At 65.9% G+C, this 17,668-nt stretch carries 17 protein-coding genes and 1 tRNA gene; 8 read left to right on the top strand and 10 right to left on the bottom strand.

All coding sequences use genetic code 11. From position 1 onward, the window contains the following. The first annotated feature begins 127 nt into the window (after positions 1-127). From secA to BDI24065_RS28035, 4 genes are all read left to right on the top strand, one after another. Entirely contained in the window at positions 128-2,926 is a 2,799-nt protein-coding gene (secA, locus tag BDI24065_RS28050) for a preprotein translocase subunit SecA (RefSeq protein ID WP_175034010.1), read from the top strand. Positions 2,927-3,070: 144 nt separating this feature from the next. After that, on the top strand, positions 3,071-4,312 hold the full coding sequence (gene argJ, locus BDI24065_RS28045) for a bifunctional glutamate N-acetyltransferase/amino-acid acetyltransferase ArgJ (RefSeq protein ID WP_175034009.1): 1,242 nt from the start codon (positions 3,071-3,073) through the stop codon (positions 4,310-4,312). Positions 4,313-4,331: 19 nt separating this feature from the next. Further along, a complete protein-coding gene (locus BDI24065_RS28040) occupies positions 4,332-5,201 on the top strand; it encodes an ATP-binding protein (protein ID WP_175034008.1) in 870 nt (289 codons plus the stop codon). After that, on the top strand, positions 5,198-5,641 hold the full coding sequence (locus tag BDI24065_RS28035) for an NUDIX domain-containing protein (protein ID WP_039353126.1): 444 nt from the start codon (positions 5,198-5,200) through the stop codon (positions 5,639-5,641). Before BDI24065_RS28040 ends, BDI24065_RS28035 begins: the two co-directional genes overlap by 4 nt. 60 nt (positions 5,642-5,701) lie before the next feature. Here BDI24065_RS28035 and BDI24065_RS28030 read toward each other — a convergent pair whose 3' ends face one another. From BDI24065_RS28030 to BDI24065_RS27990, 9 genes are all read right to left on the bottom strand, one after another. Further along, the gene (locus BDI24065_RS28030) at positions 5,702-5,902 is read right to left on the bottom strand and encodes a DNA gyrase inhibitor YacG (RefSeq protein WP_027788444.1); all 201 of its coding nucleotides are present in this window, start codon (positions 5,900-5,902) and stop codon (positions 5,702-5,704) included. A 25-nt stretch (positions 5,903-5,927) separates the two neighbouring features. Then, positions 5,928-6,683, bottom strand: coding sequence for a cell division protein ZapD (gene zapD, locus BDI24065_RS28025; RefSeq protein ID WP_039353119.1), 756 nt, complete (start codon positions 6,681-6,683; stop codon positions 5,928-5,930). 110 nt (positions 6,684-6,793) lie between these two features. Then, entirely contained in the window at positions 6,794-7,402 is a 609-nt protein-coding gene (coaE, locus tag BDI24065_RS28020) for a dephospho-CoA kinase (protein ID WP_175034007.1), read from the bottom strand. A gap of 1 nt (position 7,403) precedes the next feature. Continuing rightward, on the bottom strand, positions 7,404-8,315 hold the full coding sequence (locus BDI24065_RS28015; protein WP_175034006.1) for a prepilin peptidase: 912 nt from the start codon (positions 8,313-8,315) through the stop codon (positions 7,404-7,406). A 45-nt stretch (positions 8,316-8,360) separates the two neighbouring features. Further along, the gene (locus BDI24065_RS28010; RefSeq protein WP_175034005.1) at positions 8,361-9,572 is read right to left on the bottom strand and encodes a type II secretion system F family protein; all 1,212 of its coding nucleotides are present in this window, start codon (positions 9,570-9,572) and stop codon (positions 8,361-8,363) included. Then, positions 9,569-10,846 (bottom strand): GspE/PulE family protein, encoded by a 1,278-nt coding sequence (locus BDI24065_RS28005; protein ID WP_175034004.1) that lies wholly within the window; start codon positions 10,844-10,846, stop codon positions 9,569-9,571. Before BDI24065_RS28005 ends, BDI24065_RS28010 begins: the two co-directional genes overlap by 4 nt. 83 nt (positions 10,847-10,929) lie before the next feature. Next, positions 10,930-12,222: an HlyC/CorC family transporter gene (locus BDI24065_RS28000; RefSeq protein WP_175034003.1), complete on the bottom strand. Its 1,293-nt coding sequence runs from the start codon at positions 12,220-12,222 to the stop codon at positions 10,930-10,932. Between the two features lie 141 nt (positions 12,223-12,363). Continuing rightward, a tRNA-Pro gene (locus BDI24065_RS27995) sits at positions 12,364-12,440 on the bottom strand. A 177-nt stretch (positions 12,441-12,617) separates the two neighbouring features. Then, positions 12,618-13,613, bottom strand: coding sequence for a polyprenyl synthetase family protein (locus BDI24065_RS27990; protein WP_175034002.1), 996 nt, complete (start codon positions 13,611-13,613; stop codon positions 12,618-12,620). Between the two features lie 210 nt (positions 13,614-13,823). Between BDI24065_RS27990 and rplU the strand changes: the two genes are divergently transcribed. From rplU to proB, 4 genes are all read left to right on the top strand, one after another. Continuing rightward, a complete protein-coding gene (gene rplU / locus BDI24065_RS27985) occupies positions 13,824-14,135 on the top strand; it encodes a 50S ribosomal protein L21 (protein ID WP_096718280.1) in 312 nt (103 codons plus the stop codon). A 24-nt stretch (positions 14,136-14,159) separates the two neighbouring features. Further along, complete coding sequence (gene rpmA / locus BDI24065_RS27980) at positions 14,160-14,423, top strand: 50S ribosomal protein L27 (protein WP_006476999.1); 264 nt, start codon at positions 14,160-14,162, stop codon at positions 14,421-14,423. Positions 14,424-14,611: 188 nt separating this feature from the next. Further along, positions 14,612-15,724, top strand: coding sequence for a GTPase ObgE (gene obgE, locus BDI24065_RS27975; RefSeq protein ID WP_175034001.1), 1,113 nt, complete (start codon positions 14,612-14,614; stop codon positions 15,722-15,724). A gap of 90 nt (positions 15,725-15,814) precedes the next feature. Further along, positions 15,815-16,933 (top strand): glutamate 5-kinase, encoded by a 1,119-nt coding sequence (proB, locus tag BDI24065_RS27970; RefSeq protein ID WP_175034000.1) that lies wholly within the window; start codon positions 15,815-15,817, stop codon positions 16,931-16,933. Between the two features lie 102 nt (positions 16,934-17,035). On the opposite strand, the gene BDI24065_RS27965 is transcribed toward proB, so the two are convergent. After that, positions 17,036-17,644 (bottom strand): CNP1-like family protein, encoded by a 609-nt coding sequence (locus BDI24065_RS27965; protein ID WP_175014577.1) that lies wholly within the window; start codon positions 17,642-17,644, stop codon positions 17,036-17,038. Positions 17,645-17,668: the final 24 nt, after the last annotated feature.

Here is a 17,668-nt window from a genome sequence, read left to right as displayed (position 1 = left end):
GGCGCGCGCGTTCCCGCGTGCTAAAATTCCTCGTTTGAGTCCACTAATTCGCTAAGCCGCCGAGGCTCGGGCGTCGGGGCGCGCAACACGCGCCGGGCGCCGGTGCTGCGACGCAGGATCCGATCCGATGACAACCGGTTTTCTCCAGAAAATTTTTGGCAGCCGCAACCAGCGGCTCGTCAAGCAATACCAAAAGACCGTCACGACGATCAATGCGCTCGAAACGCAGATCGAGAAGCTGACGGACGACCAGTTGCGCGGCAAGACGGACGAATTCCGCCAGCGGGTCGCGGCCGGCGAGTCGCTCGACAAGCTGCTGCCCGAGGCGTTCGCGGTCTGCCGCGAGGCCAGCCGTCGCGTGCTGAAGATGCGGCACTTCGACGTGCAGATGATCGGCGGCATGGTGCTCCACTACGGCAAGATCGCGGAAATGCGCACCGGCGAGGGCAAGACGCTCGTCGCGACGCTGCCCGTGTACCTGAACGCGCTGGCAGGCCGCGGCGTGCACGTGGTGACCGTCAACGATTACCTCGCGCAGCGCGACGCCGAATGGATGGCGCGCCTCTACAACTTCCTCGGTCTGTCGGTCGGCATCAACCTGTCCGGCATGGAGCACGACCAGAAGCAGCAGGCCTACGCGGCGGACATCACGTACGGCACGAACAACGAATTCGGCTTCGACTACCTGCGCGACAACATGGTCTACGAGACCGACGCGCGCGTGCAGCGGGCACTGAATTTCGCGGTCGTCGACGAAGTGGACTCGATCCTGATCGACGAGGCGCGTACGCCGCTGATCATTTCGGGCCAGGCCGAAGATCACACCGAGCTGTACGTGCGGATGAACGCATTGCCGCCGCTGCTCGAGCGCCAGATCGGCGAAGAGAAGGCCGACGGCACGGGCGTCGAGAAGCCGGGCGACTACACGCTCGACGAGAAGGCGCGCCAGGTGTTCCTGACGGAATCGGGCCACGAGAAGGCCGAGCGCCTGCTCGCCGAATGGGGCCTGATCGGCGAGGGCGAGAGCCTGTACGCACCGCAGAACATCACGCTGATGCACCACGTGTACGCGGCGCTGCGCGCACATACGCTGTTCCACAAGGATCAGCACTATGTCGTGCAGAACGGCGAAGTGGTCATCGTCGACGAATTCACGGGCCGCCTGATGGCCGGCCGCCGCTGGTCGGACGGCCTGCACCAGGCCGTCGAGGCGAAGGAGCACGTGAAGATCCAGAGCGAGAACCAGACGCTCGCCTCGATCACGTTCCAGAACTACTTCCGGATGTACGCGAAGCTGGCCGGCATGACCGGTACCGCCGACACCGAAGCGTACGAATTCAACGAGATCTACGGCCTCGAGACGGTCGTGATCCCGACCAACCGTCCGCCGAAGCGGATCGACAAGCAGGACCAGATCTACAAGACGGCCAAGGAGCGTTACGACGCGGTGATCCGCGACATTCGCGACTGCTACGAGCGCGGTCAGCCGGTGCTGGTCGGCACGACGTCGATCGAGAACTCGGAGCTGCTGTCGCACCTGCTGAAGCAGGCCGGGCTGCCGCACGAGGTGCTGAACGCGAAGCAGCACGAGCGCGAAGCCGCGATCGTCGCGGAAGCCGGCCGTCCGAAGCGCGTCACGATCGCAACCAACATGGCCGGTCGCGGTACCGACATCGTGCTCGGCGGCAATGCCGAGAAGCAGGCTGCGTTCATCGAAGCCGACGAAGCGATCCCGGCCGACGAAAAGGCGCGCCGCATCCAGCAACTGCACGACGAGTGGGAAACGCTGCACGAGCAGGTGAAGGCCGCGGGCGGCCTGCACATCATCGGCACCGAGCGCCACGAATCGCGCCGGATCGACAACCAGCTGCGCGGCCGTGCGGGCCGCCAGGGCGATCCGGGCTCGTCGCGCTTCTACCTGTCGCTCGACGATCCGCTGCTGCGCATCTTCGCGGGCGACCGCGTGCGCTCGATCATGGATCGCCTGAAGATGCCGGAAGGCGAGGCGATCGAGGCCGGCATCGTCACGCGTTCGATCGAGTCCGCGCAGCGCAAGGTCGAAGCGCGCAACTTTGACATCCGCAAGCAGCTGCTCGAATACGACGACGTGTCGAACGACCAGCGCAAGGTGATCTACCAGCAGCGTAACGAGCTGCTCGAAGCGCACGACATCACCGAGACGATCACCGCGATGCGTCATGGGGTGGTGACCGAAGTCGTCCGCCAGTTCGTGCCGGAAGGCAGCATCGAAGAGCAGTGGGACGTGCCCGAGCTCGAGGAAGCGCTGCGCAACGACTGGCAGCTCGACCTCGCGATCCAGGAAATGGTGAACGAGTCGTCGTCGATCACGGCCGAGGAGATCCTCGACGCGGTGATGACGGCCGCCGACGAGCAGTACGAGGCGAAGGTCGCGATGGTCGGCCGCGAATCGTTCAGCGCGTTCGAACGCTCGGTGATGCTGCAGACGGTCGACCGCCTGTGGCGCGAACACCTCGCGGCGCTCGACCACCTGCGCCAGGGCATCCACCTGCGCGGTTATGCGCAGAAGAATCCGAAGCAGGAATACAAGCGCGAGGCGTTCGAGCTGTTCGCCGCGATGCTCGAGGCGATCAAGCAGGAAGTCACGCGCGTGGTGATGAACGTGCAGATCCAGTCGCCGGAGCAGCTCGAGCAAGCCGCCGAGCAGATCGAGGAGCGCGGCGGTCATCTCGAGAACGTCGAGTACCAGCACGCCGATTACGCGGAAGCCGGTGCACCGGTGGCGAACGTCACGGCGGCCGCGGCGGCCACCGCGACGGCCGACATGGTCGGCAGCGCGATGTCGCACAGTGGCCCCGGCGGCGAAATGCCGAAGGTCGGCCGCAACGACCCGTGCCCGTGCGGCAGCGGCAAGAAGTACAAGCAATGTCACGGGAAGCTGTCATGATCGACGGCGGCGCGCATCACGCGTGCCGCTTCGTTCGCAGCTTCGAGTGAGTGATGTGAGTTGCGGCGGCCCGCGCGTGCGGCCGCCGGTTCTTCCAATCGATGCCGGCGCATGCCGGCATTTTCCATCCGGCAGGTGTGCCCCATGGCTGTCAATTTTCCGTCGATCGATCCCGCCCAACTGCATCCCGTCGCCGGCGTCACGCTTGGCTGGGCGGAAGCGAACATCCGCAAGCCGAATCGCAAGGACGTGCTGGTCATCTCCGTCGACGAAGGCGCGACGGTCGCGGGCGTGTTCACCGAAAACCGTTTCTGCGCAGCGCCGGTCACCGTCTGCCGCGAGCACCTGGCGAAGGTGCGCGCAGGCGGCGCGGGCATTCGCGCGCTCGTCGTGAATACGGGCAATGCGAACGCGGGCACCGGCGAGCCGGGCCTCGTGAACGCACGCGAAACCTGCACGGAACTCGCACGCCTCGCGGGCATCGAGCCGGCGCAGGTGTTGCCGTTCTCGACCGGCGTGATCCTCGAGCCGCTGCCGATCGACCGCCTGAAGGCCGGCCTGCCGGCCGCGCTCGCGAACCGCAAGGCCGCGAACTGGTTTGACGCCGCGCATGCAATCATGACGACCGACACGCTGCCGAAGGCCACGTCGCGCCAGGTCACGATCGACGGCCACACGGTCACGCTGACGGGCATCAGCAAGGGTGCGGGCATGATCAAGCCGAACATGGCGACGATGCTCGGCTTTCTCGCCTTCGACGCGAACGTCGCGCAGCCGGTGCTCGACACGCTCGTGAAGGAAGTGGCCGACCGCTCGTTCAACTGCATCACGATCGACGGCGACACATCGACGAACGACTCGTTCATCCTGATCGCGTCGGGCAAGAGCTCGCTGCCGGCGATCACGTCGACCGATTCGCCGGCGTATGCGGCGCTGCGCGATGCGGTGACGGAAGTCGCGCAGGTGCTGTCGCAACTGATCGTGCGCGATGGTGAAGGCGCGACGAAATTCATGACGGTACAGGTCGAAGGCGGCAAGAACGTCGCGGAATGCCGCCAGATCGCTTACGCGATCGGCCATTCGCCGCTCGTGAAGACGGCCTTCTACGCATCCGACCCCAACCTCGGCCGGATTCTCGCGGCGATCGGCTATGCGGGCGTCGCGGATCTCGACGTCGACAAGATCGACCTCTATCTCGACGACGTGCTCGTCGCGAAGGCGGGCGGCCGCAACCCGGCCTACCAAGAGGAAGATGGCCAGCGCGTGATGAAGCAGAGCGAAATCACGATCCGCGTGCTGCTCGGCCGCGGCGACGCGCAGGCCACCATCTGGACGTGCGACCTGTCGCACGACTACGTGAGCATCAACGCGGATTACCGCTCCTGATCGGGAGTGCCCGAACGACATGGACAAGCTTGAACAGTTTCTGACGCGCGCCGAAGCACTGCTCGGCCGTCTCGAGGGGATGCTGCCGCCCGCACCGGCGGCGGTCGACTGGAATGCCGCCCACGCGTTCCGCTGGCGCAAGCGCCAGGGTCGCGGCTATCTGCAGCCGGTGCCGGCCGTGTCGTCGATCACGCTCGACGACCTGCACAACATCGATCGCCAGAAAGGGCTGATCGAACAGAACACGCGGCAGTTCGTGCAGCAAAAGCCGGCCAATAACGTGCTGCTGACCGGCGCGCGCGGTACCGGCAAGTCGTCGCTGATCAAGGCGTGCCTGAACGCACATGCGAAGGATGGCCTGCGGCTGATCGAAGTCGACAAGGACGACCTGCATGATCTCGGCGACATCGTCGACCTGATCTCGCAGCGTCCCGAGCGCTTCATCGTGTTCTGCGACGACCTGTCGTTCGAGGAAGGCGAGTCGGGCTACAAGGCGCTGAAGGTCGCGCTCGACGGCTCGATCGCCGCGCAGTCGGACAACGTGCTGATCTACGCGACGTCGAACCGCCGCCATCTGCTGCCCGAGTACATGAGCGACAACGAGTCGTACAAGCATCTTCCGGATGGCGAGATTCACCCCGGCGAAGTCGTCGAGGAAAAGATCTCGCTGTCGGAGCGCTTCGGCCTGTGGGTCAGCTTCTATCCGTTCAAGCAGGACGACTACCTCGACATCGTCGGGCACTGGCTGCGTCATTTCGGCTGCCCGGATGCGGAGATCGAGTCCGCACGCGGCGACGCGCTCGTGTGGGCGCTCGAGCGCGGCTCGCGGTCGGGGCGCGTCGCGTGGCAGTTTGCGCGTGACTGGTCGGGCCGCAAGGAGCAGGCATGAGCGCGGATCTCGCACAAGGCGCCGTGCGCGCGCCCGATGGCCGCAAGGTGACGGAAGTCGCGGTCGGCGTGATGGTGCAGCCGGACGGCAGTTACCTGCTTGCGCAGCGGCTGCAGGGCAAGCCGTATGAAGGCTACTGGGAATTTCCGGGCGGCAAGCTGGAGGCCGGCGAAAGCGTCGAGGACGCGCTTGCGCGCGAACTGCACGAGGAGCTCGGCATCGAAGTCACGGCCAGCCACCGCTGGCACACGCTCGAGCACGATTATCCGCATGCGTACGTGCGGCTTTATTTCTGCAAGGTGACGGGCTGGACGGGGGAGCCGCACAGCAAGGAAGGGCAGGCGTTCGTGTGGCAGCAACTGCCGGTCGCCGTCGCGCCGCTGCTGCCGGCCGCGCTGCCGGTGCTCGAACTGCTCGAGAAGGAAGCCGCGTCGAACTGACGCGATGATGGCCTGCCGGAAAGGCGGGCCATATCACTGGCGGGCGGTGCTGCGCGCCGCTCAGCTGTCGCGGCGGCCGTCCGTGCCGTCCTCTTCCGACGAGGGGCCCTCGTCGGAGGATCCTCCGATCCGGTACTTTTCCGCGGCCCAGGCGCCGAGGTCGAGCTGCTTGCAGCGGGCCGAGCAGAACGGGCGGAACTGATTTTCGGGCGTCCAGCGCACTTCGGCGCCGCACGACGGGCATTTCACAACGGTAGTCATACGAAAGCGATCCGGCACGCGGCCGTTACAGATTGCACAGTGTCAGATGGAACGGCACGTCGATATCCACCGCGCGCGGCCGTACGTCGCCGTCCTGCATGGTGAACCGTACCCACAGCATGTATTTGTTCGCGCTCGCTTCGGGAATGACGCGCAACTCCGGCGGAACGCGCACCTGCATCAACTGGTAGGTGCGGCCGGACAGCATCTGCTGATAGCTGCCCTGCATCGCCATGACCTTCGACGCCTGGCCCGATTCGCGCGCGAGTCGCAGCACGATCGTCACGGCGTCGCGCAGCGGCAGCATCGGCAGGATCCATTTCGCGATGTCCTGGCGCCGCTGCTCGGCGGGCCATTGCTGCCATGCGTAGTACGACGGCAGGTCGAACTTGCACGTGCCGCCAGGAATCACCGCACGACTGCGGATGCTGGCGAGCCACTCGTTGTCGACGAGGTGCTGCCCGGTCTTGCCCTGCATCTGCGCGAGATTCGCGAGCGTCTGCTCGATTTCACCGAGCACGGCCTCGAGCGCGTTCTGCTCGATGCCCGGATTGCCGCGAAAGGGGGCGAGCGTCTGACGCTGACGTTCGAGCTCCTTCATCAGATCCGATTTCAGGTCCGCGCGGCCCGTTACCTCGGCGATTTCGAACAGCGTCGTCAGCGCGACGTGGTGTTCACGCGGGTCCTCCTGAGCCAAAAAGAACGCGAAGCGCTCGAAGAGATCTTCGAGGCGCAACAGCGTGCGAATTCGCTCGTTGAACGGATACTCGTAAAGAATCAAGCGCGCTCGCCTCTTGGGTAGGGATTGAAACAATGCAGGACATTCTAATGCTCACTCTCTACCCTAGCAACGCGCCAATTTCGTACACCATCACGATTGGGCGCGATGGCTTAGCGCGCGGCGGCCGCAAACCCGAGATAGCGTTGGTGCAGTGCATCGACCTGCGCGGCGAGCGCGTCGGGCGTGACAGCGTCGTTGACGATCACGTCGTCGGCCGCCGCGAGACGGGCTTCGCGCGTCGCCTGTTTCGCGATGATTGCTTCGACCTGCTCACGCGTGAAACCGTTGCGCTGCATCACGCGCGCGATCTGCGTTTCGACCGGGCAGTCGACGACGAGCACGCGATCGCTGCGCGCCTTCCAGTTGCCTGACTCGACGAGCAACGGTACGACGAACATCACGTACGCGCCCTGCGCTTCGCGTGCTTCGCGATCGGTCTCCGCGCGGATCAGCGGATGCGTGATCGCTTCGAGGCGCCGGAGTGCGGCGTCGTCGCTGAAGATCAGTGCGCGCATCTTCGCACGGTCGAGCGAGCCGTCGGCGGCAACGAAGCCGCGGCCGAATGCCTGTTCGATCGCGGGCATCGCGAGGCCGCCCGGGGCGGTGATGCGGTGGGCGATCAGATCGGTATCGACCAGCGACGCGCCGCGGGCACCGAACAGATCGGCGACGGTCGTTTTGCCGCTGCCGATGCCGCCGGTGAGTCCAATTGCGAACATGTCAGCCTCCGAGCGCCGAATAGAAAGGGGTGCCGAAAAACAGCGTCGCAACGCCGCCTGCCGCGAGGAACGGGCCGAACGGAATCGGCTCCTCGAAGCGCATGCGGCCGCGCCAGGTCGCAATGAGCCCGACGATCGCGCCCGTTACCGCGGCGAACAGCACGACCTGCGGCAATGCGGCCCAGCCCATCCATGCGCCGAGCGCGGCGAGCAGCTTCAGGTCGCCGAAACCGATGCCCTCGATGCCGCGCAGCCATTTGAACAGCCAGTAGATCGACCACAGGAACAGGTAGCCGGCCATGGCCCCGATCACGGCCGAGCGCAGCGACGTGAACGTGCCGCCGAGGTTCAGCACGAGCCCGGCCCAGAGGAGCGGCAGCGTCATCGAGTCGGGCAGGTAGCCCGTCCGGATATCGATCGCGCTCATCGCGAGCAGCGCCGCGCACAGCGCGAACGCGGCAAGCGCTGCGACGGTCGGGCCGAATGTCGCGAGCGAGCCGGCGGCGAGCAGCGCGCATGCGAGCTCGACGAGCGGATAGCGGATGCCGATCGCGTGGCCGCAGCGCCGGCAGCGCCCGCGCAGCATCAGGTAGCTGACGAGCGGGATGTTTTCCCATGCGCGCAGCACGTGGCCGCAATGCGGGCAGGCGCTGCGCGGGCGCCACAGATCGTAGTGCGGCGGGTAGCCGTCGTCGGGCGGGGCGCTCGCGTTGCCGGTCGCTTCATCGATCTCGGCTTGCCACGCACGCTGCATCATCACGGGCAGCCGGTGCACGACCACGTTCAGGAAGCTGCCGATGCAAAGGCCGATGACGACCGCGAACGCATACTGCAGCGCGGGCGGCAGCATCGCCAGCGCGAGCAGCGTGCTCTCGGGCGAATCGGTAACGGCGGACAGGGGCGCAGGCGTCATGAGGCTCAAGGTTCGGACTAAAAGGCGACAGAATCGGTTGCGATGCTACACCACGTTGCCGAGCTGAAGGATGGGCAGGTACATCGCGATCACGAGGCCGCCGACGAGTGCGCCCAGGACGATCACGATCAGCGGTTCGCCTAGCGCGGCGAGCGTATCGAGACGCGCATCGAGCTGGCGTTCGCACAGCGCGGCGATGTCGGCGAGCATCGTGTCGAGCGCACCCGTCTCCTCGGCGACGGCGATCGGCTGCACGACGTCGTCCGGAAAGCAGCCGGCCGACTGCATCGCGTCCGCGAGACGCGCGCCGCGCAGCACGCGGGCCGCGATGTGCGCGGTAGCGTGCTCGAACACCGGATGGCCGGCCGTGCGCTCGAGCGTGGCGAAGGCGTCGGCGAGCGGCACGCCGGCACTGAGCAGCGTCGCAAGCGAGCGGCACCAGCGTGCGGCTGCGAATCGACCCAGTGCGCTACCCGCGAGCGGGGCGTGCAGCAGGCGCCGCGCGACAGCGTGGCGCAGTGGTGCTGACCGCCGCAGCGCGTGATGTGCGGCCATCCCGGCCGCCGCGGCAATGGCAAGGAACTCACCGCCCCACGCAGACAGTGCGGAGGACAGCACGAGCAGCGCGCGGGTCGGTGCCGGCAGTGCGGCGCCAAAACCGTCGAAGATCTGGCGGAACGTCGGCACGACCCACACCATCAACGCGGCCGAGATCGCGAGCCCGAACAGGATGACGGCCGCCGGGTAGGCGAGCGCGGCACGTAGCTTGCGCCACTGCGTGTCGGCGCGCTCGCGGTGTTCCGCGACCCGTGTCAGCACGACGCCGAGCGAGCCGGACGCTTCGCCGACCTCGATCAGCTGGCGATACAGCGTGCCGAACTGCGATGGGTAGCGTGCGAGTGCATCGGCGAAGCGCCGGCCGCCGACGATCTCGCGGGCGAGACCTGCGGCGATGCGCGGCATGCCGTCGCGCGGCCGCGTACGCGCGAGCATCTCGAGCGACGGCGCGAGTGGCAGCCCGGCCTGCAGCAGGCTTGCGAGCTGGCGCGTGAAACGCGTGACGTCCCGTGCGCCGGCCCTTGGAGGGCGGGCCGGCCCGCGGGCGTCGAGCGACAACACTGCGATGGCGTCGCGCGCGAGCGACGCGCGTGCCGCCTCGGCGTCGAACGCGATGACGATCCCGTGGCGCGGCGTGCCGTCGCGACGGCGGCCGCGCCATGCGAAGCGGATTTCGCGCGGCGGCGTGCGCATGTTCATGTCGCAGGCGTCGCGGCGATGGCTTCCGCGATGCTCGTCGTGCCGTCATGGACACGCGCGAGCGCCGCGTCGCGCAGGCTGCGCACGCCTTCGGCCGCCGCGCATTGCGCGAGCTCGCCGACGCTCGCCCGTGCGACGATGCGTTCCGCCAGCCAGGGCGATACCGGCATCGTCTGATGCAGGCCGACCCGGCCGCGATAGCCGATGCCGTGACAGGCCGAACAGCCTCGCGCAACGAACGGCCGCCATCCGGTTGCGAGGGCGGCCGGGTCGCAGCCGGCTTCGCGCAGTACCGGCACCGGTGCGTCCGAGTGCACGCGGCAGGCGGTGCACAGCCGCCGGACGAGGCGTTGGGCGGTGACGAGGTGCAGCGCGGCGGCGAGGTTGTACGGTGCGACGCCGATGTCGAGCAGCCGCGCGACGGCGGCCGGCGCGTCGTTCGTGTGCAGTGTCGACAGCACGAGATGGCCGGTCTGCGCGGCCTTGATCGCGACGTCGGCCGTCTCCGCATCGCGAATCTCGCCGACCATGATGATGTCCGGATCCTGCCGCAGCAGCGCGCGCAGTGCAGTCGCGAACGTGAGCCCGGCCTTTTCGACGACACTGACCTGGCTGATGCCGTCGAGCTGGATCTCGGCGGGATCCTCGACCGTGCAGACGTTGTGCGCGTCGCGATCGAGCATCTGCAGCGCGCAGTAGAGCGACAGCGTCTTGCCGCTGCCGGTCGGGCCCGTGACGAGCACGAGGCCGTGCGGTGCGCGTATCGCGGCCTCCATTGCGGCTGCCTGTTGCGCGTCGAAGCCGAGGCGGGCGAGCGTGAGGTCGGGCGGCATGGTTTCGAGCCGCCGCAGCACGAGCTTTTCACCGAACAACGTGGGTAGCGAGCTGACCCGGTAGTCACCGCGCGTACCGCCGTCGATCGCGATGCGCAGCCTGCCGTCCTGCGGGAGCCGCCGCTCGGCAATGTCCATGCGCGCGAGCACCTTGATCCGCGTGACGAGTGCATCGCGCAGATGAAGAGGCGGCCGTGCATGTTCGTGCAGCACGCCATCGATGCGCAGGCGGATGCGCCAGCCGGCTTCGAACGGTTCGACGTGGATGTCGGATGCGTCGCGCACGCGTGCCGCGTGAAGCGTGTCCGTCAGCAGCCGCACGGCCGGCGCATCGTCGAGCTGGGCCGCGTCGAGCGCGCGCGGTGCCGTGGCGGGCGACGCATCGGAGTGGGCGGGCGGCGGCTGCGTGCGCAGCGGCGCCCCGGGAGGAGGGAAGTGCATGTGAGCCGGCACGCTGGCCGCCTGTTGACCGTGACCAGCAGATGGTCGCGCGTCGCGGGCGGCGCCGGCAGTCAGCCGTTCGGCTAGCGCGCGGTGACGCGTGCGGTGCGCGCGCCGCGCGGCTTGAAGAGCTTGACGGTGCGCACGGCCTGATCGTCGCTGCGCATCACCTCGAGCATCACGTCGCCGATTTTCAGGCACACGTCGTCTTCCGGAATTTCCTCGAGGATTTCGAGAACCAGCCCATTCAGCGTCTTAGGCCCGTCGGTCGGCAGCTTCAGGTGCAGCCAGCGATTCAGTTCGCGCAGTGGCATGCTTGCCGAGACGATGCATTCGCCGTTCTCGTCCCAGCCGCCCTTGCGTTCGCTGCGCGGCATCGACGTCGTGAATTCGCCGATCAGCTCCTCGATGATGTCTTCGGGCGTCACGAGCCCTTCGAGCTCGCCGTACTCGTTGACGACGAGCGCGGTCCGCTGCCGGGTTTCCTGGAAGAACTGGAGCTGCTGGACTACCGGCGTGCCGGACGGCACGTAGTACGGCTCGGCGAGCAGCGTGCGCAGCGTCTCGCGGTCGAACTCCTGGTTGTGCAGCGCGGTCAGCGTCTTGCGGACATGCAGCACGCCGAGCACCTTGTCGATGTCGCCTTCATAGACAACGAGCCGGTTGTGATAGCAGGTTTCGAGCTGGTGCAGGACGTCGTCGAGCGGCGCGTAGAAGTTGAGCGACTCGATCTGGCGGCGCGGCACCATCACGTCGTCGACCGTGATGTTCTCGAGGTCGAACAGGTTGAGCAGGATGCTGCGGTGCTTGGTCGGCATGAAACTGCTCGACTCGAGCACGATGGCCCGCAGCTCGTCGGCCGACATGCGCTGGTCGCGACCCTTCTTCGTGTTGATGCGCAGCACCCACAGCACGCCGTTCGCGAGTGCGTTGACGAACCAGACGACCGGCTTGAACACGCGCATCAGCGGCGCAATCACGAGGCTCGCGGGCAGCGCGATGCGTTCGGGGAACGTCGCGCCGACGATCTTCGGTGCGATTTCCGCGAACACGATGATCAGGAACGCGACGAGGCCGGTCGCGATCGACAGCGCGAGGTTGTTGCGGCCGAACGTATGCAGCGCGAGCGACGTCGTCAGGACCGGGATGATCGTGTTGAACAGGTTGTTGCCGATCAGGATCACGCTGAGCAGCAGGTCAGTCCGCGTGAGCAGGCCTTGCGTGGTTTTCGCGCCGAGTGCGCCCTGGCCGGCGAGATGCTTCAGCCGATGGCGGTTGAGCGCCATCATCGCGGTCTCGGAAATCGAAAAGAAGCTGGAACAGAGGAGAAGCAGGAAGACGGCGCCGATTTGCGCCCATAAGGGAATTTGGTCCACGCGTTGGAAGGGCAGTGAAGGACAGGGATGGAAGGAATATAGCAGAGGCCGGCGACCGCGATGTGTCGTGCGCGACACGAGGGGCCTGCGGCGGCCGGGTAAAAAAAAACCGTGCACGGAGTGCACGGTTTTTTACAAATCTGGTCGGGGTGAGAGGATTCGAACCTCCGGCCTCTACGTCCCGAACGTAGCGCTCTACCAGGCTAAGCTACACCCCGATTTGGACTCTTCCGACTTCGCCGTCTTCTTCAAGACCGCTGCGTCGTCAAGCAAGAATGTAACTATAACGACGTTTCTTTAAAAAGGGAAGACCTTGGAGAGAAAATTTTTCGAGACAGGTGATTTTCCCGTGTCGAACGTACGTCGCAGCCGTGGCGGCGACGCACGACATGCACTTACGACTGCCGCGACGTCGAGTACGAGCACAACGCGAGCAGGCTTTCCTTATAGATCGAATCCGGGAACGCGGCGATCGCCGCTGCTGCCGCCTGCGCTTCCTGGCGTGCGCATTCGAGCGTGTGATCCAGTGCGCCCGAGCGCGTGATCGCTTCGAAGATCGTGTCGAAGCGATCGGTGCCGCCCTGTTCGATCGCCTCGCGTGCCAGCGCCGATTGTTCCGGCGTGCCGCGCTCGATCAGATAGATGAGCGGCAACGTCGGCTTGCCTTCGCGGAGGTCGTCGCCGGCATTCTTGCCCATTGCCTCGACGGTACCTGCGTAGTCGAGCCAGTCATCCATGATCTGGAACGCGGTGCCGATCCGGCGGCCGTATTCGGCGGCGGCGGCTTCGGTCGGCGCATCGGCGCTGGCGAGCACTGCGCCCAGGCGTGCCGATGCCTCGAACAGCTTGGCTGTCTTGTAGCGGATCACCTGCATGTAGCGCGTTTCGTCGACGTCCGCGTCGTGCATGTTGAGGAGCTGCAGCACCTCGCCTTCGGAAATGATCGTCGTCGCTTCGGACAGGATCTCCATCACGCGCATCTTGCCGACGCCGACCATCATCTCGAACGAGCGCGAATAGAGGTAGTCGCCTACCAGCACGCTCGCCGCGTTGCCGAACAGCGCATTGGCGGTTTGGCGGCCGCGGCGCAGCTCGGATTCGTCGACGACGTCGTCATGCAGTAGCGTGGCCGTGTGGATGAACTCGACGACGGCGGCCAGCACGTGCCGCTGGTGCGACGTCTCGCCGAGCGCGCCGGCGACGAGCAGCAGCAACGCCGGACGCAGCCGCTTGCCGCCCGCGCCGATGATGTACTCGGCGATCTGGTTGATCAGCAGCACGTCGGACGCGAGGCTTTGCCGGATAACGCGATTCACCTGCTCCATGTCACTGCTGATCGGGGCGAGCAGGTGGGCGGCGCTGAGGGTGGGGGAGGCGGTGGACGACGACATGATGATGGAATTGGGTGATGCGGCGGATTATAAGTCGAATCCGAGATATCCCGGTCTGTCGCACGTGCCCCAGCCATGAATTTGGCCATCCGGCCGAGGCCCGCGCGCGGCAATTGTCGATCGGTTTTGACTTCGGTGCTAACCCCATGTATAATCACGTGTTTTCCGCGCACGGTGTGCGGAAAAATTGGATCCAGAGTGAGGTTCTCAATGTACGCGGTCATAAAAACCGGCGGCAAGCAGTACAAGGTTGCCGTTGGCGAAAAACTCAAAGTAGAACAGATACCGGCTGACATTGACGCTGAAATCACGCTCGACCAGGTTCTCGCAGTGGGCGAAGGCGAATCGATTAAGTTCGGTACGCCGCTGGTCAGTGGGGCTTCCGTCAAGGCCACCGTTGTGTCGCACGGTCGTCATGCCAAGGTCACCATCTTCAAGATGCGTCGCCGGAAGCACTACCAAAAGCATGGCGGCCACCGCCAGAACTACACTGAGCTGCGCATCGACGCGATCACCGCGTAAGCGCCTCGGTTAAGGAGCAATCAGATGGCACACAAAAAGGCAGGCGGCTCTTCCCGGAACGGCCGCGACTCCGAGTCGAAGCGTCTCGGCGTGAAAGTGTACGGCGGCCAGGCAATCAATGCCGGCGGCATCATCGTGCGTCAGCGCGGTACGCGCATGCACGCAGGCGAGAACGTCGGCATGGGCAAGGATCACACCCTGTTCGCGCTGGTCGACGGTCACGTCAAGTTCGCGACGAAGGGCGCGGACAAGAAGCATCTGGTCATCGTTGTCCCGGCGGCTGCCTAAGTTCAGGCACCCACGGGCTTCGTAGCCGAAAGGCCCCGCAGTCTTCGCGGGGCCTTTTTTTATTTGGCCGCCGGGCGCGTGTGCGTTCGGGCGGCCATCGCGCAACCGGCGTACGATCGGCCGAACGGCTGATTGTTCAAGCGCGCCGGCGCGCGGCACAATAGCGGAAATACTGGGCGGAGTGACGAATGAAGTTCATTGACGAAGCACGAATCGAAGTCATCGCCGGAGACGGAGGCGATGGCAGTGCGTCGATGCGCCGCGAGAAATTCGTCCCGTTCGGCGGGCCGGACGGCGGCGACGGCGGCCGGGGCGGTAGCGTGTACGCGATCGCCGACCGCAACATCAACACGCTGATCGACTACCGTTACGCGAAGAAGCATCTGGCGCGCAACGGCGAAAACGGGCGCGGCTCGGATTGCTACGGCAAGGGCGGCGACGACGTCACGCTGCGCATGCCGGTCGGCACGATCATCAACGATATGGATACGGGCGAGCTGATCGCCGACCTGACCGAGCATGACCAGCAGGTGATGCTCGCGCAGGGCGGCGCCGGCGGGCTCGGCAACCTGCATTTCAAGTCGAGCACGAACCGCGCGCCGCGCCAGAAGACGGACGGCAAGCCCGGCGAGCGTCGCATGCTGAAGCTCGAACTGAAGGTGCTCGCCGATGTCGGCCTGCTCGGCATGCCGAACGCAGGCAAGTCGACGTTCATCTCGTCGGTGTCGAATGCGAGGCCGAAGATCGCCGACTATCCGTTCACGACGCTTGCGCCGAATCTCGGCGTGGTGCGTGTCGGCCCGAGCAAGAGCTTCGTGATCGCCGACATCCCGGGGCTGATCGAGGGCGCCGCCGAAGGCGCGGGCCTCGGCCATCAGTTCCTGCGCCACCTGCAGCGCACCGGCGTGCTGCTGCATCTGGTCGATCTCGCGCCGTTCGACGAAAGCGTCGATCCGGTGGCGGAAGCGACGGCGATCGTCGGCGAGCTGCGCAAGTACGACGAGGCGCTCTACGAGAAGCCGCGCTGGCTCGTGCTCAACAAGCTCGACATGGTGCCGGAAGACGAGCGCAAGGCGCGCGTCGAGGATTTCCTCGAGCGCTTCGAGTGGGACGGCCCCGTGTTCGAGATCTCGGCACTGACGGGCCAGGGTTGCGAAGCGCTGTGCTACGCAATCTACGACTACCTCTCCGAACATTCGGACGCGCATCGTGCGGCGGAGGCGGAAGATCTCGCGGCAGACGTGCGTTTCCGCGACGCACCGCCTGCCAAGGGCGATGCGGCGCCGGGCGACGACGCCTGAGTCGTTCCGGAACGCGCCGGGCGTGCCGCCCGGCGTCCGCGTTCAATCGCGCCCGGCCGGGCAGGCATCAGAAACAGGAGACAGTGCAGGATGCGTTCGATCATCGCGGATTCGAAGCGATTGGTGGTGAAGGTGGGCTCCAGCCTCGTGACCAACGACGGCAAGGGGCTCGATCACGAAGCAATCGGCCGCTGGGCGGCTCAGATCGCCGCGCTGCGTGCACAGGGCAAGGAAGTCGTACTCGTCAGTTCGGGCGCGATTGCCGAAGGGATGCAGCGGCTCGGCTGGAGCAAGCGGCCGCGGGAAATCGACGAGCTGCAGGCTGCCGCCGCCGTCGGCCAGATGGGGCTCGCGCAGGTCTATGAGAGCCGCTTCACCGAGCACGACATCCGCACTGCGCAGATCCTGCTGACGCATGCCGACCTGGCGGACCGCGAGCGTTACCTGAATGCGCGATCGACGCTGTTGACGCTGTTGCGGCTCGGCGTCGTGCCGATCATCAACGAGAACGACACGGTCGTTACCGACGAAATCAAGTTCGGCGACAACGACACGCTCGGCGCGCTCGTTGCAAACCTGATCGAAGGCGATGCACTGATCATCCTGACCGACCAGTCGGGGCTGTTCACGGCCGATCCGCGCAAGGATCCGAACGCGACGCTCGTTGCGGAAGCCAATGCGGGCGCGCCGGAGCTCGAGGCGATGGCCGGCGGTGCGGGCTCGAGCCTTGGCCGTGGCGGGATGCTGACCAAGATCCTCGCGGCGAAGCGTGCAGCGCACAGCGGCGCGAACACCGTGATCGCGAGCGGCCGGGAGACCGACGTGCTCGTGCGTCTGGCGGCCGGCGAGGCGATCGGCACGCAACTGATCGCGCGTACCGCGAGGATGGCGGCGCGCAAGCAGTGGATGGCCGACCATCTTCAGGTGCGCGGCCATGTCGTGATCGACGCGGGCGCGGTCGAGAAGCTGACGGCCGGTGGCAAGAGCCTGCTGCCGATCGGCGTGATCGACGTGCAGGGCGCGTTCGCGCGCGGTGAAGTCATCGCGTGTGTCGGTCCCGACGGGCGCGAAGTGGCGCGTGGGCTCACGAATTACAGCAGCTCGGAGACGAAGCTGATCCACCGCAAGCCGAGCGGCGAGATCGAATCCGTGCTCGGCTACATGCTGGAGCCCGAGTTGATCCATCGCGACAACCTGGTGCTGGTATGACCATTCGCGCTGACGGTTCCGGCCGTCAAATGAAAAAGCCCGCGTGATGCGGGCTTTTTTCTTGCGGCAAACGGGGGAGGGCGCGGCAGGCGCCGCGCGCCGTCAGCGCAACTGGCTCATCGCGGTGCGGTGAAACCGGACGTTCTCCAGGATCTGCTGGGTCGTGCCCTGCGGCATCTTGTTCGCGCAGAAGTAGTCCTGATAGAGCGCCGAGTGGTAGGCATTCAGCTCGCCATTCTCGATGCGCCGCCAGTCGTTCTCGACCGTACGATCCCAGCCGTCGTGTTCCGAGTTCAGGCCGGCATACTGACGCCATTCGTAGGTGTCGCAGCGGATGCCTTCGTAGTTCACGTTGCGCGCGCCGGCCGGGCTCGTGATGACGACCGCGTAGCGCACGACGCCATCGGTGCCGACCGCGAGCGACTTCGCATCGACGAAGAACTTGAGCGGCGTGTTCTGCGATACGTTGAAGGGCAGCAGGTCGCCCGTCTGCGGCAGCGGCGGCAGCGAGTCGACTGCGTTTTCCTTCCAGGTGCCCTGACGGTCCAGCAGATACACGAACTCGCTGTCATCCTTGTTGGTGGGCGTCTTCGAATTCGCGCAACCTGCCAGCGTGGCCGCCGCGGCAATCGATGCGAGCGCGAGAGCAATCGCTTTCAATATGCATTCCTCGTAAAAAAAGGGCGCGACACCAAGGTCGCGCCCGGTCATGCAGTTCGATTCGTCATTTGCCGA

It is taken from the genome of Burkholderia lata (assembly GCF_902499025.1).
Classification (GTDB): Bacteria; Pseudomonadota; Gammaproteobacteria; order Burkholderiales; family Burkholderiaceae; genus Burkholderia; species Burkholderia lata_C.
The sequence above is the reverse complement of the archived record's forward strand: the minus strand, read 5'-3'. Positions and strand labels throughout refer to the sequence as shown.